Source organism: Variovorax sp. JS1663 (assembly GCF_002157355.1).
Lineage (GTDB): Bacteria > Pseudomonadota > Gammaproteobacteria > Burkholderiales > Burkholderiaceae_C > Variovorax.
Genome location: NZ_LYMK01000029.1, coordinates 46627 through 66091, shown reverse-complemented (window position 1 = coordinate 66091; position 19465 = coordinate 46627). Strand labels below are relative to the sequence as shown.

Here is a 19465-nt window from a genome sequence, read left to right as displayed (position 1 = left end):
CGGCCGCCGCCGGCTAGCCTAGCGGGCGTGCGTGACGCCGCCGTCGACCACCAGCGTCGAGCCCATCACGTAGTCGCCGGCCCGCGAGGCCAGGTAGATCGCCGCCGCCGCCATGTCCTCCGGTTCGCCGATGCGTCCGGCCGGGATGCGGCCCTTGATCTCTTCACCGTGGTCGCGCGCATCCTTGTTCATGTTCGAGGCGAAGGCGCCCGGCGCGATCGCGCTGACCACGATGCGCTCCCGGGCGAGCCGCAGCGCCATCCGCCGCGTGAGCTGGATCAGCCCGGCCTTGCTCGCGGCGTAGGAGTAGGTCTCCTGCGGATTGACCGAGATGCCGTCGATCGAGGCGATGTTGATCACCTTCGCCAGGTGATCGGTGGCCGCCCGCTTGAGCATCGGCGTCAGCGCCTGGGTCAGGAAGAAGGGGGTCTTGAGGTTGAGGTCCACCACCTTGTCCCAGCCGCTCTCCGGGAACTCGTCGTAGGGTGCGCCCCAGGCGGCGCCGGCGTTGTTGACCAGGATGTCCAGCGTGCTCTCGTGCTTCGCGTAGGCCGCGACCAGCGCCTTGGCGCCCTCGAGGGTGGACACGTCCGCCGGCAGGGAGACGCAGTGGCCGAAGGCCGAAAGCTCCTGGGCCGTCTGGTCGCAGGCCTCGGCCTTGCGCGCCGAGATGTAGACGCGGGCGCCTTGGGCGAGAAAGCCCTCGGCGATCATGCGGCCGATGCCGCGCGAGCCGCCGGTGATGAGGGCGCTGCGGCCCTCGAGCGAGAAGAGTCGGGTGGTGTCCATGCGCTGTGTCTCCTGAAATGAAGCTCTCCCCCAGGCTCCCCCACTTCGTGTGGTCCGCCAACCCCCTCGCCGGGGGCAACACCAGCGGCCCGGCAAAGCCGGTTCCGCGGTGTTCCCCGACCGACCCGCATCGCTTCATGGGTCGCGGGTCGTGCGCAGCACGGTGGAGCAACTGAGATGGAGACAAGCTTAGTGCGCGCGCGAGGCGCCGGGCGTCACTTAGGCGCCACAGCTTGCCGCATGTCCTCGTCCAGCGCCAGCACCACCTCCTGCAGGGTGCGCGCGAGCCGGTCGCCGTCCAGCGGCTTGTGCAGGACGCGCGCCGCCACCGTCGAGAATTCGCGGAAGCGCGTGGGCGCGGTCTCGCCCGTCACGATCACGGCCGGCAGCTCGGGCCGGTGCCGGCGGATGCGCTCGATCACCTCCAGGCCGGTCTCCTCGCGCAGGCGGTAGTCCACCGCCATCACGTCGGGCTTGAACCCTTCGGCCAGCGCATGCTCGGCCTGGTTGCCGGTGGCCACGCCGCGGACCGACCAGCCCAGCTCGTGCAGGTAGGTGCACATCGCGGACAGCACCTCGGCCTCGTCGTCCACCAGCAGCACGGCCAGCCGCGTGCCGTCGAAGGAGCGCGCCACGACGTTGGCGGCCTCCGGGCGGCGAACGTCCAGCGGCACCGCGGGCGGGATGTGCAGGGTGAAGGTGGTGCCCTGCCCGGACTCGCTCTCCAGCCCGATCTCGATCTTCAGCAGCTCGGCGGTGCGCCGCACGATCGCCAGGCCGAGTCCCAGGCCCTGGCTGCGGTCGCGCGACGGGTTGCCGATCTGGTAGAACTCCTCGAACACCCGCTCGCGTTCCTGCTCCGGGATGCCGGGGCCGGTGTCGCTCACCCGCACCAGCACGCGCCCGTCGGCCCCCGCCTCGGCCGACAGCGTCACGCCTCCGCGTGCAGTGAACTTGATCGCGTTGTTCACCAGATTGCCGACGATGCGGATCAACTGGTCGGCGTCCGTCAGGCCCCACAGCGGCGTTTCCGGTGCCACCACTTTGAGGAACAGGCCTTGCTGGCCCGCCAGGGCTGCGTATTCGTCCCGCGAGGCGCGCAGCACCGCGCCGATGTCGTGCGGCGAGAACTTGGCCTCGATGGTGTGGGCGTCCAGGCGAGAGATGTCCAGCAGGCCGTCGAGCAGGCCGCTGCTCTGGCGCAGCGCGCTGCCGATGCCGCGGCTGACCTCCTTGAGCAGCGGATCGGGCGAGCGCCGCGCGAGGATGTCCAGCGTGGTGGCGTTGATCGACAGCGCGTGCAGCGGCTGGCGCAGGTCGTGGCTGGCGGCCGCGAAGAAGCGGGTCTTGGCCTCGCTGGCGGCGGTGGCGCGGTCGCGCTCCTGGCGCACGACCTCCGACAGCACCGCGTTGTCGTCGACCACGCTCATCAGCTTGTGCAGCATCTGCCCCTGGTCCTTGACGGTGGCCAGCAGCATGAAATAGACCAGCCCGATGCCGGCCGCGAACATGTAGCCCACCGCGCCGCCGCGCCAGGCCCAGCCGGCGGCCAGGAAGCAGAAGGTGAGGGTGCAGAAGCCGACGAAGGCGCGCTGCGAGCCCGCGACCGAGGCGGCGCCGATGGTGCAGCCGGCCATCAGCACGGCGGCGACCGCCAGCGGCGCGAAGTTGCCGGGCGCGTAGAAGACGAAGGGGACGATGGCGGCGGTCGAGACGCCGTTGAAGTCGAAGCCGCGCAGGAGTCTGGGCAGGTACTGCAGCTGCGTCTCGGGGTCCGTCTGCTCCACCGCCAGGCCCAGGCGCCAGCGATACACCATGACCGCGCCGGTCAGCGCCAGCCAGACCCAGGGCCAGAACTGCACGCCCTGGCGGTGGACGATGACCGCCACCAGGATGTAGCCCAGATAGTTGAGCGGCAGGCGCCGCGAGTACTGCAGGATCAGCGCCAGCCGGCGCTCGAGGACGCGCCGCTCGACCCGCGCCTCGCGCGACGTGCCGGTCAGCGGCACCGGCGCGGAGGCGGCGGCATCAGTCAATGCGCACGCCCTCGCGCGAGGCCTGGTAGGCGGCCTCGGTCCGGTTGCGCACGCCCAGGGCCGTGTAGACCGCCGTGAGGTGCGCCTTGACGGTGGACTCGGCAATGTTGAGTTGGCGCGCGATCAGCTTGTTGGGCAGGCCGCGCGCGGCTGCGCGGTAGACGTCCATCTGCCGGGCCGTGAGGCCGGTCAGCCGGGGGTCGTTGGCGGGGCGATCCTCGGCCGGTGGCGGCGGCGGCGCGTTCAGGGTTTCCAGCGGCAGGAAGATGCGCCCGGCCAGCACCTGTTCCAGTGCCGCGACCATCATTTCCGAGCTGTACTTCTTGGGGATGAAGCCGGCGGCGCCCAGGTCCACCGTGTTGCGGATCATGGTGGCGTTCGTGTCGCCCGAGAGCACCACGATGCGGGCCAGGCAGCCGGCGTCGCGCAGCCGGCGGATCGACTCCTCGCCGTTGCAGTCGGCCAGGTGCCAGTCCAGCAGCACCAGATCGAACTCGGCCAGCTCCACCAGCTTGACGGCATTGCTCATGTCGCCTGCGGTCTCCACGCGCAGCTCGGGCACCAGGACGCTCAGCAGGTTCTTCATGCCCTGCAGGAACATCACGTGATCGTCGATCATCAGTACGTTCATCGGAGTCCAAGTATTCATCAGATCGGGTCCGGATTGAATGGGCTTCGACTTTGGTCGGAGCGTGGTTTCCCTCAGAAAAAGAGGGACCTGGTGCTGGTGAATTCTCGGGGCTGCCCGTCGATCGGGTCGCGGAAGGCCAGCGACTTCGCCAGCAACTGCAGGGGCCGGTCGAAGTCGTCCGCGCCCTCGGGCAGCAGCGTCGGGTACAGGGTGTCGTTGCGGATCGGCAGCCCCAGTGCGGCGCAGTGCACGCGCAGCTGGTGCCGGCGGCCGGTCCGTGGCGACAGGCGCAGCCGCGCCCAGCCGTCGCGGACCTCCAGCAGCTCGAAGCGCGTCTCGGCATTGGGCTCGCCGTCGGCCTCGCGCATGCGCATGAAATGCGTGTCGTCCACCAGACGGCTGTGGCGCATCGGCGGCAGCACGGCGGTGCCGTCCCAGGGCACGATGGCCTCGTACTGCTTGTCGACCGCGCGGTCGGCGAACAGGGCGTGGTAGGCATGCCGCGTGGCCGGCTGCACCGAGAACAGCACCACGCCGGCGGTTTCGCGGTCGATGCGATGCAGCGGTGCGAGCTGGTCCATGCCCAGCCGGCGCTGCAGCCGCACCAGCAGGCTCTGCTGCACGTACTTGCCCACCGGCGCGACGGTCAGGAAATGGGGCTTGTCCACCGCGAGCAGGTGCGCGTCGCGAAACAGCACCTGCTCCTCGAAGGGCACGGGGCGCTCCTGCTCGAGCGAACGGTAGTAATAGATATGCAGCCGCGGCTGGTAGGGGCGTTCCGGCGTGACGGGTACGCCTTGCCCATCCACAACCTCGCCCGCGCGCATGCGCGCCTCCCAGGTGTCGCGCGAGATGGCGGTGAAGCGCTGCGCCAGGAAGTCCGCGATGGTGGGCCAGGGGCCGGGCGGCAGGGCGACCCGGCTCGGACCGACGCCGTCGCGGGTGGGCAGCGGCGCGGCGGGCATGGGCATGGGCCTCAGGCGGCGGCGAGGGCCGCGGCGATCTCGGCCAACCGTGGGCGCGCATGGGCCTCGGCTTGGGTGCAACGCGCCTGCAGATCGGTCAACCGTGTCAGCCGCTGCCGGTCGGCTTCGTCCTCGGGCCGGCTGCGCGCCAGCAGTTCCCCGAGCAGCAGCCCGAAGGCGCGCGCCTCGACACGTTGCAGGGCGAAGGCGGCGTCCGGGTCATCCGGCGGCAGGAAGGAGGCGGCGCCGAAATCGCCCAGGCGCCCCGCACCCTCGCCGTCCCACAGGATGTTGTGCGCATAGAGGTCGCCATGCAGGATGCCGTGCTCATGCAGCTGCGCGGCCGCCGAGGCGACGCCGTGCGCCAGTCGAAGCGCGGCCGCGAGCGGCCAGCGGGCCTCCTCGGCGTAGACGTCGCGGGTGCAGGATTCCAGGCTGGGCGGTCCGGCCAGGTTGCCGAAGCGCGGGTCCACCAGGGCCATCACCAAGCCTGGCGTTCCGTCGGGATGGTCCTGGATGCGGCCCTCGACGGCGATCAGGCCCGGATGCGCGCCGGCGGCCATGCAGGCCGCCATCTCGCTGTGCGGCCAGCCGTCGCTGGTGACGGCGCCCTTGAACAGCTTCACGGCGACCGGCCGCAGGCTGCCGTCGTCCTGCGCCCAGTCCGCCCGGTGGATCACGCCGGAGGCGCCTTCGCCCAGCCGCTCGCGCAGCGCCAGGCACTGCCAGCGGACCGCCGGGATGGCTGCCGCTTCCACCGCGGCGGCCTCGGCGCGGTCGTCGAAGGGGTTGCCCGCGAAGGCCAGCCAGGCCAGCCGGGGCATGGCGGGCAGCCAGCCGGGCAGGGCCTCGAGGCGGTTGGCCGAGATCCGCAGCAGTTCGAGGCCCCGGCAGGCAGCCAGCTCGACCGGCAGGGTCCGCAGCTGGTTGCCGGCCAGCATCAGCTTCTGCAGTCGTGCGCAGCGGCCGATCTCGGCGGGCAGCGCCTCGACCTCGTTGTCGGTCAGGATCAGCCAGCGCAGCGCAGGCGGCAGCGCCTCGGCCGGCACCGTCCGGATGCGGTTGGCCTTGAAGCCCGCCATCTCGAGCCGGATGCAGTGCCCGAGCGCGGCGGGCAGCTCGGTGAAGCGGTTGTCGGAGCAGAACAGCACCTTCAGCCGGTGAAGGTGGTTCAGGTCCTCCGGCAACGCCGACAGCGCATTGCCGGACAGGTCCAACACCTCCAGGGTGTCGGCCAGATCGAAGAGCTCTCGCGGGAACTCGGTGAGACCGCAGCGCAGCGTCAGCCGCCGGGCGCCTGCGAGCGCCCCGGCCTGCAACTGCTCGAGGCTGTTCATGCAGAAGCGCCGAAACGCCAGATCCCGTCCTCGCCCCGGCGGCGCTGCAGCAGCCCCCGGAAGTACAGCGTGTGCAGGTGGGCCACCGTCTCGCCCATGGCGAAGGTGGTCTGGTGCACGTCGAGCGCGCGCTTGAAGAGGATGGGCAGGGCCTCGGCCGCGGACAGCGGCCGCGTGGTGCAGGCTTCCTGCAGTTCCGCCAGGCGGTCGCGATGATGGTCCCGCAGCTGCTTCACGCGCTGGTGGATCCCGGTGAAAGGCTTGCCGTGCGAGGGCAAGCCCAGCGTGTCGGCCGGCAGCGCATTGAAGCGGTCGATGCTGTCGAGGAACAGCCGCAGCGGGTCGGCCTCCGGCTCGCCTGCATGCACGCTGACGTTGCTGGAGATGCGCGGCAGCATCATGTCGCCGCCGAGCAGGGCATGCAGCGCCTCGCAGTACAGCGAGATGTGCTCCGGCGCATGGCCGTAACCGCTGATGCAGCGCCAGTCACGCCCGCCGATGCGCACGGTGTCGCCGTCCATCATTCGCACGTAGGCAGCGGGCACCGAGGGCACCATGTTGGCGTAGTAGCCGGTGCGTCCGCGGATCACGTTCAGCGCCTCGGGGTCGGTCATGCCATGCGAGGCGAAGAAGTCCGCCGCCGCGTCGCCGCCGGCCAGCGTGTCGCCACTGGAGGTGAGCACGCGCGCAACGTGGTAGTCGGTGCTGCTGATCCACAGCGGGGCGTTCCAGCGCCGGCACAGCCAGTCGGCCAGGCCGATGTGGTCCGGATGCATGTGGGTCACGATCACCCGCAGGATGGGCAGGCCCTGCAACTCGTTCTCGAAGATCTGTTCCCATTGCGCGCGCGATGCGTCGTGCGCGATGCAGCAGTCGACCACCGACCAGCCCTCCACGCCGTCGATCTCGTCGCGCAGCAGCCAGAGGTTGATGTGGTCCAGCGCGAAGGGCAGCGCCATGCGCAGCCACCGTACGCCCGGCAGAACCTCGAAACTGCTGCCCGGAGCCGGGAGAAGGTCGCCGTGGGGGTAATGGAGTTCGCGTTCGAGGAGGTTCATGTACGATTGACGTTAACGTAAACGTCATGGGGAAGACCCATCATTGTAGGCAGCAGCGGCAGAATCCGCTGTCGCCGCCGGGATGGCCGACCCGATTCATGTCCACGCAGACCTTCACCATCGGCGAGCTCGCCCGCGAGTTCGACCTCACCACCCGGGCCATCCGCTTCTACGAGGACGTGGGCCTGCTTGCGCCCGCGCGCGCCGGCCAGCAGCGCGTCTACAGCGCGCGCGACCGCACGCGGCTGACGCTCACGCTGCGCGCCAAGCGGCTGGGCCTCAAGCTCAACGAGGTCAAGGACATCCTCGACATGTACGACAGCCCGCGCGACACGGTGGCCCAGCTGGAGCGCTTCCTCGGCGTGCTGGGCGGCCACCGGGCTCAGCTCGAGGCCCAGCTCGAGGTGCTGCAGGCCAATCTCGCCGAGGTGCGCGCCCAGGAAAGACAGGCCCGGACGGCGCTCGCGCGGGCGACCCGGCCGAAGAACCGCTGACAACCCCTTCACCATCCCCCAACCCAACCGCAAGAAGACCATGGACAACGACACGCCCGACAACCTCGAGGACCTCTTCGCCCACAACCGCTCCTGGTCCTCACGCATGGAGCGCGACCGTCCCGGCTTCTTCACCAGCCTGGTGAAGCAGCAGACGCCCAAGTACATGTGGATCGGCTGCTCCGACAGCCGCGTGCCGGCCAACCAGATCACAGGTCTGGAGCCGGGCGAGGTGTTTGTCCACCGCAACGTGGCCAACATCGTGGTGCACTCCGACCTCAACGCGCTGTCGGCCATCCAGTTCGCGGTCGAGCGCCTCAAGGTCCGGCACATCATGGTGGTGGGGCACTATGGCTGCGGGGGCGTCCAGGCCGCGCTGGAAGGCGCGCGCATCGGCCTGGCCGACAACTGGATCCGCCACATCCAGGACGTGCGCGACCGTCACCGCGTGCTGCTCAACTCCCTGCCCGAGGCGCTGCGCGCCAATGCGCTGTGCGAGCTCAACGTGACCGAGCAGGTGATCAACGTGGCGGTCAGCACCGTCATGGAAGATGCCTGGAGCCGCGGCCAGTCCGTCGCCATCCACGGTTGGGCCTTCGGCGTGCACGACGGGTTGCTGCAGGACCTGGGCATGACGCTCGACGGGTCCAAGCCGATCGAGGCGCTGTACAAGGCCGCCGTGCAGCGCATCCGCTACAAGTGGAGCAAGCTGGCCGAGGAGCAGCAGGCCCAGCAGCCCGGTCCCGGCGAGGCCCAGCCGGCCGCCTGAACGACGCCCATGTTCCCGCAGCGCCTCGACTCGCCGCTGGCCTACGACATCGCGAAGGCGATGCGTGACGGTTTCGACCGCCACTACCGGCTGTTCCGCGCCGAGTCGGCGCGGGCCAAGCACCGGTTCGAGACGGCCGACTGGTCGGGCCAGCAGCGCGCCCAGCGGGAGCGCATCGAGTTCTACGACCTGCGCGTGAGCGAGGCCGTGGCCCGGCTCGAGAAGGAGTTCAAGGCCGGCGAGCAGCCCATGGACGTGTGGCACCAGGTCAAGCTGCACTTCATCGGCCTCCTGGTCGACCACCACCAGCCCGAGCTGGCCGAGACCTTCTTCAACTCGGTGACCACCAAGATCCTGCACCGGGCCTACTTCCAGAACGACTTCATCTTCGTGCGGCCGGCCGTCAGCACCGAGTACCTCGAGCCGCGCGGCGCGCCGACCTATCGCGCCTACTACCCCGAGCAGCACACGCTGGCCGACACGGTCCGCCAGCTGCTGGAGGACTATGCGCTGCTGGGGCGCTTCGCCGACATCCAGCGTGACGCCGAGCGCGTGGCCGCTGCCATCCTCGGGCGTTTCCACCAGGTCAAGCTGCGCGCCAACTTCCAGGTGCAGGTGCTGTCGGGTCTCTTCTACCGGAACAAGGGCGCCTACGTGGTGGGCAAGATCATCAACGGCTTCATCGAGCTGCCGCTGGCGCTGCCGATCCTGCACGACCGCGCGGGCAAGTTCTACATCGACGCAGCCCTCTTCGGGGAAGAGGACCTGCAGATGCTGTTCAGCTTCGCGCGGGCCTACTTCATGGTCGACATGGAGGTGCCATCGGCCTACGTGCAGTTCCTGCGCTCGCTGATGCCGCGCAAGCCGCGGGCCGAGATCTACAACGCCCTGGGCCTGGCCAAGCAGGGCAAGACGCTCTTCTACCGCGACTTCCTCTACCACCTGAACTACTCCACCGACAGGTTCCGCATCGCCCCGGGCATCAAGGGCATGGTGATGCTGGTGTTCGACCTGCCGTCCTTCCCCTACGTGTTCAAGGTGATCAAGGACTTCTACCCTCCGCAGAAGGACACCACGCGCGAGCAGATCAAGAGCAAGTACATGCTGGTCAAGCAGCACGACCGCGTGGGCCGCATGGCCGATACGCTGGAGTACAGCAACGTCGGCTTCCCGCTGGACCGATTCGAGCCGGAGCTGATCGAGGAGATCCGGCAGTTCGCCCCCAGCCAGCTGGAGATCGGCGACCGCGACGGCAACGGGGAGATGGAGGTGGTGCTCAAGCACGTCTACATCGAGCGCCGGATGATCCCGCTGAACATCTACCTGCAGGAGGCCTTCGACCAGATGGAGCATCCCGAGCACGCCCAGCGGGCGGGCAAGCAGCTGGAGCATGCGGTGGTCGAGTATGGGAATGCCATCAAGGACATGGTCGCGGCCAACATCTTTCCCGGCGACATGCTGTGGAAGAACTTCGGCGTCACGCGCGGCGGCAAGGTGGTGTTCTACGACTACGACGAGATCGAGTACCTCACCGAATGCAACTTCCGCCGCGTGCCGACCCCTCGCAACGAGGAGGACGAGCTGAGCGGCGAAGTCTGGTATTCGGTCGGCCCGAAGGACGTGTTCCCCGAGACCTTCGGCCCTTTCCTGCTCGGCAACGAGGCCGTGCGTCGGGCCTTCATGGCCCACCATGCCGACCTGCTCGACGCGAGCTTCTGGCAGAGCCACAAAGAGCGCATCCAGGCCGGCCAGATGCTCGACGTGTTTCCCTATGACGAGGCCCACCGTTTCCACCACGACGGCCACGCCCCTTATTTTTAGCTTTCCCCCAGGCTGTGCGCACTTCGTGTCGCTCCGCCAACCCCCTCACTGGGGGCAACACCAGCGGCCCGGCAAAGCCGGTCCGCGGTGTTCCCTGAATAGGCCTATGAAGGGCATGTGACTTTGAACTGACGACAGACCATTTTTTTCAAGGAGATCGTTCATGAGTGAATCCATCGTCATCGTCGGCGCCGCCCGCACCCCCATGGGTGGCTTCCAGGGCGATTTCTCTTCCCTCGCAGCCCATGACCTCGGCGGCGTGGCCATCAAGGCCGCCGTCGAGCGTGCCGGCATCGCGGCCGACGCTGTCGGCGAGGTGCTGTTCGGCAACTGCCTGATGGCCGGCCAGGGCCAGGCCCCGGCGCGCCAGGCGGCCTACAAGGGCGGCCTGCCCGACAGCGCGGGGGCCGTCACCCTCAGCAAGATGTGCGGCTCGGCCATGAAGGCCGCGATGCTGGCGTACGACATGCTGCTGGCCGGCACCCACGAGCTGATGGTGGCCGGCGGCATGGAAAGCATGACCAACGCGCCCTACCTGATGCTCAAGGGCCGCGGCGGCTACCGGATGGGCCACGACCGCATCTTCGACCACATGATGCTCGACGGCCTGGAGGACGCCTACCAGCCCGGCCGCTCCATGGGCACCTTCGGCGAGGACTGCGCCGCCAAGTACAAGTTCACGCGCGCGCAGCAGGACGAGTTCGCCATCGCCAGCGTGGAGCGCGCCAAGGCGGCCACCAGCTCGGGCGCCTTCAAGGCCGAGATCGCGCCGGTGCTGGTCAAGGGCCGCGCCGGCGACACGCTGATCGAGATCGACGAGGGCCCGGGCAAGGTCAGGCTCGACAAGATTCCCACGCTCAAGCCTGCCTTCAAGAAAGAGGGCGGCACCATCACCGCCGCCTCCAGCTCCTCGATCAACGACGGCGCGGCGGCGCTGGTGATGATGACCGAGAGCACCGCGAAGAAGCTGGGCGCCAAGCCGATCGCGCGCATCCTCGGTCACGCCACCCATGCGCAGCAGCCCGAGTGGTTTTCGACCGCGCCGGTGGGGGCGGTGGCCAAGCTCTTCAAGAAGACCGGCTGGGGCGTGAAGGACGTGGACCTGTGGGAGGTCAACGAGGCCTTCGCCGTGGTGCCGATGGCGCTGATGCACGAGCTCGGCGTGCCGCACGCGGCGGTCAACGTGCATGGCGGCGCCTGCGCCCTGGGCCACCCGATCGGCGCGAGCGGCGCGCGCATCATGGTCACGCTGATTCATGCACTGCAGCAAAAGGGCAAGAAGCGCGGCGTGGCGACGCTGTGCATCGGCGGCGGCGAAGGCACCGCCGTCGCGCTCGAACTGGTCTGAATGCGCGCGGGCACGATAACTGCAGTTCGAGCCGGGTCGAAGGCGGTGATGTGGGCAAGGGGTACCGCCATTCGGTGTGCGATCGACCCTTGCTGGAGTGTTCATGCCATCTTCGATCTCGAAGGTCCAGTGCCGCGAGCTGCGCGCTCTCCTGTCCAGGGGGCGCGTCGTTTCGTTCTACAGCTATTTCGCGGACCGCGGCTATTACTACGCATGCTGGGCGACCGGCGACATCGACGGGGCTGCCGGCACGAAAGGCGGTGTCGTGCCCGGTCTTTCGCTGGAGACCGCGCAGCGCCTCACCGAGGACGAGCTCGCCAGGATTCGGGTCGCCATGGCCGGCGCCTATCTCGATGCCCTCGAAGCCCAGTTCGCGAACGGCCGCTACATCACGCGGGATGTGACGGCAGAAGAGACTGCGGGTTTTCACGGCGACGTCTTTCGTTCTCATTTCCTCGGCCTCAACGACTGGACCCTGTTCCTGCCCTTCGAGCAGCAGGAAAAGGCCGGCGGCCTCGAGGCGGTGGAGCGGTACTGGCAAGGCGTGCTGCGAACCAGCGCGCAGCTCAGCGCGCGTGCCCTCGCGAGGTCGGCTGCCTCGCTGCAGGCCGCCTGAAGCGCCTGACAATTTTTGCGATCACCGGCAGGCGCCGGTGACTTTTTTTGCGCCTGCGCCTGGCAGCTCCTGTCGCATACATGCACTCCTAGAATGGAGTGTTAATCCATTACGGGAGACTCACCACATGCATCCGGCCTTCCATCACAGCGCACTGGCCGCCCTTCTTTCCACTGCCTTTCTTGCGTCCACTGCCTGGAGCCAGACCCGTGACGAGGCCCTGTTCGCGGCCGCCACCGCCGAACAGCCGGCCGTGGTCAAGACGCTGGAGCGCCTGGTCAACATCGAGACCGGCACAGGGGATGCCGAAGGTCTGGCGGCTGCCGGCAAGTTCTTCAAGGACGAGCTCAAGGCGCTGGGCTTCACCGTCACCCGACACAAGTCGGCCGGCCTGGTGGTCGGCGACAACATCGTCGGCAAGCTCAAGGGCAAGGGCGGCAAGAACATCCTGCTCATGTCCCACATGGACACGGTGTACCTCAAGGGCATCCTCGCCAAGGCGCCGTTCCGCGTCGAGGGCAACAAGGCCTACGGTCCCGGCATCGCGGACGACAAGGGCGGCAACGCCGTCATCCTGCACACCCTCAAGCTGCTGAAGGCGCGCGGCTTCCAGGACTTCGGCACCCTCACCGTGCTGTACAACACCGACGAGGAAAAAGGCTCCTTCGGCTCGCGCGACCTGATCCAGGAAGAGGCCAAGGCCAGCGACTTCGTGTTGTCCTTCGAGCCCACCGGTGCCGAGTCCGAGAAGCTGTCGCTGGGCACCTCCGGCATCGCCTACGTGCAGGTCAACATCAAGGGCAAGGCTTCGCACGCGGGCGCGGCGCCGGAGCTGGGCGTCAACGCGCTGGTCGAGGCCTCCGACCTGGTGCTGCGCACCATGGACCTGGACGACAAGTCGAAGAACCTGCGCTTCAACTGGACCATCGCCAAGGCTGGCGCGGTCTCCAACATCATCCCCGACAGCGCCACCCTCAATGCCGATGTGCGCTACGCGCGCAACGAGGACTTCGAGGCCGCGATGAAGACGCTGCAGGAGCGCGCGCAGAAGAAGAAGCTCAAGGACGCGGAGGTCCAGGTGCTGGTCACCCGCGGCCGTCCGGCCTTCAATGCGGGCGAGGGCGGCAAGAAGCTGGTCGACAAGGCGGTGGTCTATTACAAGGAGGCCGGCGGCACCCTGGGCATCGAGGAGCGCACCGGCGGCGGCACCGACGCCGCCTATGCCGCCCTGTCCGGCAAGCCGGTGATCGAGAGCCTGGGCCTGCCGGGCTTCGGCTACCACAGCGACCAGGCCGAGTACGTGATGATCGACGCGATCCCGCGCCGCCTGTACATGGCCGGCAAGCTGATCATGGACCTCGGCGCCTCGAAGTGACCGTCACCCAGGAGGCCCCATGCTGCTGACCCCCGACCAGGAAGCCATCCGCGACGCGGTGCGCGCCTTCGCGCAGGAACAGCTGTGGCCCCATGCCGCGCGCTGGGACCGCGAGCACCTGTTCCCCAAGGAGGCGCATGCCGGCCTCGCGGCGCTGGGCGCCTACGGCATCTGCGTGCCCGAGGAGGACGGCGGCGCTGGCCTCGACTACCTCACCCTGGCCCTGGTGCTGGAGGAAATCGCGGCCGGCGACGGCGGCACCAGCACCGCCATCAGCGTCACCAACTGCCCGGTCAACGCCATCCTCATGCGCTACGGCAATGCGGCGCAGAAGAAGCAATGGCTGCAGCCGCTGGCGCAGGGACAGATGCTCGGCGCCTTCTGCCTGACAGAGCCGCAGGCGGGCAGCGATGCGTCGTCGTTGCGCACCACCGCGCGCAGGGACGGCGACGGCTGGGTGATCGATGGCGTCAAGCAGTTCATCACCAGCGGCAAGAACGGGCAGGTCGCGATCGTCATCGCGGTCACCGACAAGGGCGCGGGCAAGCGCGGGATGAGCGCCTTCATCGTGCCAACCGATGCGCCCGGCTACACCGTGGCCCGGCTGGAGGACAAGCTGGGCCAGCATTCCAGCGACACCGCCCAGATCAACTTCGACGGCTGCCGCATCCCGGCCGAGAACCTGATCGGCCAGGAAGGCGAGGGCTACAAGATTGCGCTCGGCGCGCTGGAGGGCGGACGCATCGGCATCGCCGCCCAGAGCGTGGGCATGGCGCGCAGCGCCTTCGAGGTCGCCATCGCGTATGCCAAGGAGCGGCAGGCCTTCGGCCAGGCCATTTTCGAGCAGCAGGCGGTGGGCTTCCGCCTGGCGGACTGCGCGACGCAGCTGGAGGCCGCGCGGCAACTGATCTGGCATGCGGCCAGCCTGCGCGATGCCGGCCTGCCCTGCCTGAAGGAGGCGGCCATGGCCAAGCTGTTCGCCAGCGAGATGGCCGAACGGGTCTGCAGCGCGGCCATCCAGACCTTGGGCGGCTATGGCTACGTCAACGACTTCCCGCTGGAGCGCATCTACCGCGACGTGCGCGTGTGCCAGATCTACGAAGGCACCTCGGACATCCAGAAGCTGCTGATCCAGCGAGCGCTGGCCTGAGACGCCTGTCATCGATACGGATGACAGACAGGCGCCGCCAGCCGGCGCAACATGGCGGCTTCGCTTCACGGAGGAGTCCGCCATGCCCATCCCCCTTCGGGTCCGTGCCGTTCGCGCCGCGGTGTCCGCGCTGTGCGCGGCTGTCCTTGCACCATGCGCGCTCGCGCAGCCCGCGCCACCCGACATCGCCACGCTCACCGCCAGCGACGCCGCCGCCCGGCTGTGCGCCGGCTCGCTGACCAGCGAGCAACTGGTCTCGGCCTACCTCGCGCAGGCCAAGGCCAAGGCGCAGCTCAACGCCTTCATCACCCTGGACGAGGCCGGCGCCATGAAGGCCGCGCGCGCGGCCGATGCGGTGCGCAAGCGCGGCGGGCCCTGCAAGCCGCTGGGCGGGCTGCCGGTGGTGATCAAAGACAACATCCAGGTCCTGGGCCTGCCGACCAGCGCCGGCACGCCCGCGCTCAAGAGCTTCGTGGCGGGTGCCGACGCACCGGTGGTCGCCAAGCTGCGCGCGGCCGGCGCCGTCGTGCTGGGCAAGACCCACATGCACGAGCTGGCCTTCGGCGTCAGCGGCTACAACCCGGCTTTCCAGAGCGGGCCCGAGGTAGGCGTGCGCAATGCCTACGACGCGAGCCGCGTGGCCGGGGGCTCCTCGTCGGGCAACGGCGCGGCGCTGGGCGCGCGCATGGCGCCGGCCGCCCTGGGCACGGACACCGGCGGCTCGGTGCGCATCCCCTGCGCCTTCAACGGCTGCGCGGCGCTGCGCCCCACCGTGGGCCGCTATTCGCAACAGGGCATCGTGCCGATCTCGCACACGCGCGACACCGCCGGACCCATGGGGCTCTCGGTGGCCGACCTGGCGCTGCTGGACCGCGCCATCGCCGGCGGCGCGCCGGTGGTCGCGGCCGATCCGAAGCGCGTGCGGCTCGGCGTGGTGAAGGGCTTCTACGCCAACCTCGACGAGGACACCCGCGTCGCCACCGACGCCGCGCTGGCCAAGCTGCGCGCCGCGGGCGTCACGCTGGTCGATGTGGAGATGCCGAAGCTGGCCGAGCTCAATGGCGCGGTCAGCTTCCCGGTGGCGCTCTACGAGATCCACGACGACCTGTCCGCCTACCTGACGAGGTACCGCGCCGGCGTCGACATCCGCCAGTTGGCGGCCGGCATCGCCAGCCCGGACGTCAAGGGCACCTTCGACGGCCTGGTGCTGCCGCGCAAGCTGCCGGCGGAGAAGGGCGTGGTCGATGCGAAGCCGGTGTACGACAACGCGATGCGCAAGGCGCGGCCGGCGTTGCAGAAGCTCTACCGCGACACCTTCAAGAAGAACCGGCTCGACGCGCTGGTCTTTCCCACCGTGCCGCGCGTGGCGCTGCCGGCCAATCCGGAATCCAGCAGCCTTGAGAACTTCGGCCTGCTGATCCAGAACACCGATCCCGGCAGCAATGCCGGTATTCCGGGGCTGCAATTGCCGTCGGGGCTGGGCGCGACCAGCGGCCTGCCGGTGGGGCTGGAGCTTGACGGCCCGGCCGGCAGCGACCGGCGCCTGCTGGCGGTCGGGATGGCTGTGGAGGGGGTGCTCGGCCGCGTGCCGGCGCCGGCCAAGTAAAGGGGCTCAGTGCCCCGTGCCCGGCGCCGCCCAGGCGGCGAGGGCGGCGCGCCGCTCGATGCCCAGCTTGGCGAAGATGCGCCGCAGGTAGGTGCGCACCGTCGGCACGCCGACGCCCGTGCGCCGCGCGATCTCCTTGTCGGTCAGGCCTTCGCAGACGGCATGCGCGACCTGTTGCTCGCGCGGGCTCAGGCTGGCCCAGGCGGCCTCGCGCACAGTCGCCGGCCAGGCCCGCCGCTGCGCGCGCTGCAGGGCACCGATGAAGGCCGGCTCGATCAGGTCGACCAGCGATGTCTCGTGCTCGCCGAAATCGCCGCGCCCACGGCGCCGCCAGATGCGCAGGTCGCCCAGCGCGCACTGGCCGTCGAAGGCATGCAGGTTCAAGCCCCAGTGCAGGCCGTCGCGCGCGAGGAAGTCGTTGAAGAAGGGCGTGCGCATCAGTTCGCGCTGCGGCATCACCTCGGTCACGCGCGTGGCATGCCGGCGCGACTGCAGCACGAAGGTGATCGGATCGTGGTGCTGGTGCCACTGCGCATAGCGGTCGAGATTGCCCGGGTCCATGTTGAGCGCGACCCGCCGGCCGAAGCTGCCGCTGTCCGCGTCCCAGACGAAGGAGGCGAACTGGTCCGCCTGCAGCAGGTCCAGCAGCGCCCAGCCCATGTGTTCGCGGATTTCGCGCTCGCCGGCGTCCTCGGCGAGCAGCGCGAAGATGCGGCGCAGCGCCTGTTGTTCCGAAGTCTTGAGGTACATCGCCGTTTTCTCCTCGTGCGGAGACTAGGGCGCGAGCAAGCGGCGCGCCATGGGGCGTTCCAGGGGGACAATCCGCAGCGCCATGCCCGGTCCCTTGCCCGATCCCTGCCCCTGCGGCCGCCGAGACCGCCACGGCGCCGCGCTCGCCTATGCGGCCTGCTGCGGCCGCTACCTGGACGACTTCGAGCGCACGCCCGCGCCCGATGCCGAGTCCCTGATGCGCTCGCGCTACGCTGCCTTCGTGTGCGAGCGCGCCGAGTATCTGCTGGCCACCTGGCATTCATCGAAGCGGCCCGAGCGCCTGGACTTCGAGCCGGGCACCCGGTGGCTGGGCCTTGAGGTGCGCGCCCATCGCGCCGTCGATGCGGACCATGCCGAGGTGGAATTCGTCGCCCGCCAGCGCGGCCGCTCGGGCGCGGCCACGCGATTGCACGAGCGCAGCCGTTTCATGCGCGAGGTGGGGCAGGGTGGCCTCCTCCGTTGGTACTACCTCGACGGCGACCTGCGCTGATTCGCTCCGGCGCCTGGGCTGCGCGATCGTCGCATCCAGGCTGGGTGGTTTGCTACGGATTCGATAGCGGGGCCGCGCATTGTGCGCGAAAAGGAGACAGTCCGATTCCTTCTGGCTACTTTATCTGCGGCGCTTTCACCCTCAGACTCCCCCCAGACTCAAGCAGGAAGTACGACCGAGGACACCATGGCAGCGCGCAGCACGATCATCCCGACCATTCACCGCTGGATCGCCGCGGTGATGGCCGCGCCGATCGCCGCCGTTGCGCTCTGGCTGGCGACGCCGGCCATCGCCCGGGCGGACGAGGCCGTGGTGGCGCCCTTCTCCAGCGCGCGCGGCACCCAGGCGCCCGAGCCCTGGCGCTTCGCCAGCCTGCCCGGCAAGACGCCCACCCGCTTCGAGGTGGTCCAGGAAGGCGGCAAGAAGGTCCTCAAGGTCGAGGCCGACCAGTCCTACGGCAACCTGGTGCATGCCACCCGCGTGCCGCTCAATCCCTCCACCACGCTGGCCTGGCGCTGGCGCGTCGACGCCTTCGTGCAGGACGCCGACCTGCGCAGCCGCGCCGGCGACGACGGCGCGGCCAAGCTGTGCGTCTTCTTCGACTTCCCGGCCGATCGCCTGTCCTTCGGCGAGCGCACCAAGATCGCGCTGGCGCGCCGTACCACCGGCGAGGACGTGCCCACCGAGGCCCTGTGCTACGTGTGGGACCAGAAGGAAGCCAAGGGCACCGAGCTGGTCAATGCCTTCACCCGGCGCATCCGGATGGTGGTGCTCGAATCGGGCCCGACCGGCACGGCCGGCAACTGGCTCGGCGAGCGCCGCAATCTGCTGGCCGACTACCGCCGCGCCTTCGGCGAAGAGGCGGGCGACACGCTGCCTGACGTGATCGCGGTGGCGGTCTCGGCCGACGCCGACAACACGCATGGCCATGGCCTGGCCTATTTCTCGGACATCGACCTGCGCAGCGTGACCAGCACGCGCAGCGCCGCGGCCGTCCTGCCACCGGCACGCGCCGGCACGGGAGAGTAGCGATGAACGACCTCATCGCCCTTCTCTCCGCACAAGGCGCCGTCGTGGTCTTCCTGGCCACGGCGGCGACGCGCTTGGGTGCGCCGGTGCCGGCGGCGCCGTTCCTGGTCGTGGCCGGCGGGCTGGCCGCGGGCGGCCAGCTGTCCTTCGGGGTGGTGCTGCTGGCCGCGGTGCTGGGCAACATCGTCGGTGACGGTGCCTGGTTTCTGGCCGGGCGCCGCTGGGGCTACCGTGTGATGCGCTTCCTCTGCCGCATCTCTCTGTCGGCCGACACCTGCGTGCGCCGCAGCGAATCGATTCTCGGCCGCTGGGGCGGCCTGTCGCTGATCGCGGCCAAGTTCGTGCCGGGCGTGTCGGTGGTCGCACCGCCGATGGCGGGGGCGCTGGGCATGTCGAACACGCGCTTCATCGCCTACGAGACGCTGGCGGCGCTGATCTGGTCGCTGGGTTTCCTGGGCCTCGGTGCTATGTTCCACGCGGCCATCCAGGACGTGCTGGCCGTGATGTCCAGTGTCGGTCTCACGGCCACGGTGGTGGGTGCGCTGCTGCTGGCGGTCTTCGTCGGCTGGCGCTACCGGGCGCGCCGCATCGCGCGCCGGGGCGAGGACATCGAGCACATCGAGGTGAGCGCGCTGCGCGAGGCGCTCGATGCCGGCCGGCGCCTCACGGTGGTCGATCTGCGCTCGGTGGAAACGCGCCTCATCGACGAGCGTGTCCTGCCTGGTGCCGTTGGCATCACCTACGGCCAATTGGCGGATCGCCTGACCGAGCTGCAGGCGGCACGCGAGCTGGTGGTGTTCTGCGATTGCCCGAACGACGAGACGGCCATTGCGGCTGCGCGCCTGTTGAACCAGGCCGGCCTGCCGCGTGTGCGCGTGCTCGCCGGGGGCATCGCGGCCTGGGTGGCGGCCGACGCACTGGCCTCCGCGCCGGCGCCGCTGGCGGACGTCGCCGCACATCCCGCTTGATCCCCGGCGCGATCGCCCCCTAGAATCGATCCCGCTCCGGGGTGCACGCAGGCTGCGTGCTGAGATGGCCAAGTTGGCCGAACCCGCGAACTTGATCTGGTTCATACCAGCGTAAGAAGAGCTGCGACTCCCCGGCCACGGAATTCCCTTTTTTCCGTCGCGCCGATCCTGGAGCGATTGCGGAGCACCCATCCAACCGAAGGAGTGCCCCG

The 19465-nt window shown here is 69.3% G+C and carries 18 protein-coding genes and 1 riboswitch; of the genes, 11 read left to right on the top strand and 7 right to left on the bottom strand.

Going from position 1 to position 19465, the window contains the following annotated elements:
• Positions 1-18: 18 nt before the first annotated feature.
• The 6 genes from A8M77_RS22630 to A8M77_RS22605 all read right to left on the bottom strand — a co-directional run bounded on the left by A8M77_RS22630 (position 19) and on the right by A8M77_RS22605 (position 6816).
• The gene (locus tag A8M77_RS22630; protein WP_086923763.1) at positions 19-789 is read right to left on the bottom strand and encodes an SDR family oxidoreductase; all 771 of its coding nucleotides are present in this window, start codon (positions 787-789) and stop codon (positions 19-21) included.
• Between the two features lie 215 nt (positions 790-1004).
• Positions 1005-2825: an ATP-binding response regulator gene (locus A8M77_RS22625; RefSeq protein ID WP_086923762.1), complete on the bottom strand. Its 1821-nt coding sequence runs from the start codon at positions 2823-2825 to the stop codon at positions 1005-1007.
• Entirely contained in the window at positions 2818-3474 is a 657-nt protein-coding gene (locus A8M77_RS22620; protein ID WP_086923761.1) for a response regulator, read from the bottom strand. The genes A8M77_RS22625 and A8M77_RS22620 overlap by 8 nt, the downstream gene beginning before the upstream one ends.
• Before the next feature lie 53 nt (positions 3475-3527).
• Positions 3528-4427, bottom strand: coding sequence for a pseudouridine synthase (locus tag A8M77_RS22615; RefSeq protein ID WP_086923760.1), 900 nt, complete (start codon positions 4425-4427; stop codon positions 3528-3530).
• 5 nt (positions 4428-4432) lie between these two features.
• Positions 4433-5758: a leucine-rich repeat-containing protein kinase family protein gene (locus A8M77_RS22610; RefSeq protein WP_086923759.1), complete on the bottom strand. Its 1326-nt coding sequence runs from the start codon at positions 5756-5758 to the stop codon at positions 4433-4435.
• Positions 5755-6816, bottom strand: a complete 1062-nt coding sequence (locus A8M77_RS22605; protein WP_086923758.1) for an MBL fold metallo-hydrolase — start codon at positions 6814-6816, stop codon at positions 5755-5757. The genes A8M77_RS22610 and A8M77_RS22605 overlap by 4 nt, the downstream gene beginning before the upstream one ends.
• 98 nt (positions 6817-6914) lie before the next feature.
• Between A8M77_RS22605 and A8M77_RS22600 the strand changes: the two genes are divergently transcribed.
• The 8 genes from A8M77_RS22600 to iaaH all read left to right on the top strand — a co-directional run bounded on the left by A8M77_RS22600 (position 6915) and on the right by iaaH (position 15995).
• On the top strand, positions 6915-7310 hold the full coding sequence (locus A8M77_RS22600) for a MerR family transcriptional regulator (RefSeq protein WP_086923757.1): 396 nt from the start codon (positions 6915-6917) through the stop codon (positions 7308-7310).
• A gap of 40 nt (positions 7311-7350) precedes the next feature.
• Positions 7351-8079 carry a carbonate dehydratase gene (gene can, locus A8M77_RS22595; protein WP_086923756.1) on the top strand — a complete coding sequence of 243 codons (729 nt, stop codon included), beginning with the start codon at positions 7351-7353 and terminating at the stop codon, positions 8077-8079.
• A gap of 9 nt (positions 8080-8088) precedes the next feature.
• Entirely contained in the window at positions 8089-9900 is a 1812-nt protein-coding gene (aceK, locus tag A8M77_RS22590) for a bifunctional isocitrate dehydrogenase kinase/phosphatase (RefSeq protein ID WP_086923755.1), read from the top strand.
• A gap of 163 nt (positions 9901-10063) precedes the next feature.
• Positions 10064-11248: an acetyl-CoA C-acyltransferase gene (locus A8M77_RS22585; RefSeq protein ID WP_086923754.1), complete on the top strand. Its 1185-nt coding sequence runs from the start codon at positions 10064-10066 to the stop codon at positions 11246-11248.
• 103 nt (positions 11249-11351) lie between these two features.
• The gene (locus A8M77_RS22580; RefSeq protein WP_086923753.1) at positions 11352-11864 is read left to right on the top strand and encodes a hypothetical protein; all 513 of its coding nucleotides are present in this window, start codon (positions 11352-11354) and stop codon (positions 11862-11864) included.
• Positions 11865-11991: 127 nt separating this feature from the next.
• On the top strand, positions 11992-13239 hold the full coding sequence (locus A8M77_RS22575; RefSeq protein ID WP_086923752.1) for a glutamate carboxypeptidase: 1248 nt from the start codon (positions 11992-11994) through the stop codon (positions 13237-13239).
• Between the two features lie 19 nt (positions 13240-13258).
• Positions 13259-14389, top strand: a complete 1131-nt coding sequence (locus A8M77_RS22570; RefSeq protein ID WP_086923751.1) for an acyl-CoA dehydrogenase family protein — start codon at positions 13259-13261, stop codon at positions 14387-14389.
• Between the two features lie 82 nt (positions 14390-14471).
• Positions 14472-15995: an indoleacetamide hydrolase gene (iaaH, locus tag A8M77_RS22565; RefSeq protein ID WP_086923750.1), complete on the top strand. Its 1524-nt coding sequence runs from the start codon at positions 14472-14474 to the stop codon at positions 15993-15995.
• 6 nt (positions 15996-16001) lie between these two features.
• Here iaaH and A8M77_RS22560 read toward each other — a convergent pair whose 3' ends face one another.
• The gene (locus tag A8M77_RS22560; protein WP_086923749.1) at positions 16002-16745 is read right to left on the bottom strand and encodes a helix-turn-helix transcriptional regulator; all 744 of its coding nucleotides are present in this window, start codon (positions 16743-16745) and stop codon (positions 16002-16004) included.
• Positions 16746-16827: 82 nt separating this feature from the next.
• On the opposite strand from A8M77_RS22560, the gene A8M77_RS22555 reads away from it, so the two are divergent.
• The 3 genes from A8M77_RS22555 to A8M77_RS22545 all read left to right on the top strand — a co-directional run bounded on the left by A8M77_RS22555 (position 16828) and on the right by A8M77_RS22545 (position 19253).
• A complete protein-coding gene (locus tag A8M77_RS22555; RefSeq protein WP_086923748.1) occupies positions 16828-17256 on the top strand; it encodes a YchJ family protein in 429 nt (142 codons plus the stop codon).
• Positions 17257-17442: 186 nt separating this feature from the next.
• A complete protein-coding gene (locus tag A8M77_RS22550) occupies positions 17443-18285 on the top strand; it encodes a DUF3047 domain-containing protein (RefSeq protein WP_086923747.1) in 843 nt (280 codons plus the stop codon).
• A 2-nt stretch (positions 18286-18287) separates the two neighbouring features.
• Positions 18288-19253 (top strand): VTT domain-containing protein, encoded by a 966-nt coding sequence (locus A8M77_RS22545; RefSeq protein WP_086923746.1) that lies wholly within the window; start codon positions 18288-18290, stop codon positions 19251-19253.
• 27 nt (positions 19254-19280) lie between these two features.
• Positions 19281-19388: riboswitch (TPP riboswitch) on the top strand.
• The last annotated feature ends 77 nt before the right edge of the window (positions 19389-19465 follow it).

Excerpts from the sequence above, each read along its gene's own strand:
- A8M77_RS22630 (WP_086923763.1), bottom strand. The coding sequence starts at position 789 with ATGGACACCACCCGACTCTTCTCGCTCGAGGGCCGCAGCGCCCTCATC.
- A8M77_RS22620 (WP_086923761.1), bottom strand. The coding sequence starts at position 3,474 with ATGAATACTTGGACTCCGATGAACGTACTGATGATCGACGATCACGTG.
- A8M77_RS22615 (WP_086923760.1), bottom strand. The coding sequence starts at position 4,427 with ATGCCCATGCCCGCCGCGCCGCTGCCCACCCGCGACGGCGTCGGTCCG.
- A8M77_RS22610 (WP_086923759.1), bottom strand. The coding sequence starts at position 5,758 with ATGAACAGCCTCGAGCAGTTGCAGGCCGGGGCGCTCGCAGGCGCCCGG.
- A8M77_RS22605 (WP_086923758.1), bottom strand. The coding sequence starts at position 6,816 with ATGAACCTCCTCGAACGCGAACTCCATTACCCCCACGGCGACCTTCTC.
- A8M77_RS22600 (WP_086923757.1), top strand. The coding sequence starts at position 6,915 with ATGTCCACGCAGACCTTCACCATCGGCGAGCTCGCCCGCGAGTTCGAC.
- can (WP_086923756.1), top strand. The coding sequence starts at position 7,351 with ATGGACAACGACACGCCCGACAACCTCGAGGACCTCTTCGCCCACAAC.
- aceK (WP_086923755.1), top strand. The coding sequence starts at position 8,089 with ATGTTCCCGCAGCGCCTCGACTCGCCGCTGGCCTACGACATCGCGAAG.
- A8M77_RS22585 (WP_086923754.1), top strand. The coding sequence starts at position 10,064 with ATGAGTGAATCCATCGTCATCGTCGGCGCCGCCCGCACCCCCATGGGT.
- A8M77_RS22580 (WP_086923753.1), top strand. The coding sequence starts at position 11,352 with ATGCCATCTTCGATCTCGAAGGTCCAGTGCCGCGAGCTGCGCGCTCTC.
- A8M77_RS22575 (WP_086923752.1), top strand. The coding sequence starts at position 11,992 with ATGCATCCGGCCTTCCATCACAGCGCACTGGCCGCCCTTCTTTCCACT.
- A8M77_RS22570 (WP_086923751.1), top strand. The coding sequence starts at position 13,259 with ATGCTGCTGACCCCCGACCAGGAAGCCATCCGCGACGCGGTGCGCGCC.
- iaaH (WP_086923750.1), top strand. The coding sequence starts at position 14,472 with ATGCCCATCCCCCTTCGGGTCCGTGCCGTTCGCGCCGCGGTGTCCGCG.
- A8M77_RS22560 (WP_086923749.1), bottom strand. The coding sequence starts at position 16,745 with ATGTACCTCAAGACTTCGGAACAACAGGCGCTGCGCCGCATCTTCGCG.
- A8M77_RS22555 (WP_086923748.1), top strand. The coding sequence starts at position 16,828 with ATGCCCGGTCCCTTGCCCGATCCCTGCCCCTGCGGCCGCCGAGACCGC.
- A8M77_RS22550 (WP_086923747.1), top strand. The coding sequence starts at position 17,443 with ATGGCAGCGCGCAGCACGATCATCCCGACCATTCACCGCTGGATCGCC.
- A8M77_RS22545 (WP_086923746.1), top strand. The coding sequence starts at position 18,288 with ATGAACGACCTCATCGCCCTTCTCTCCGCACAAGGCGCCGTCGTGGTC.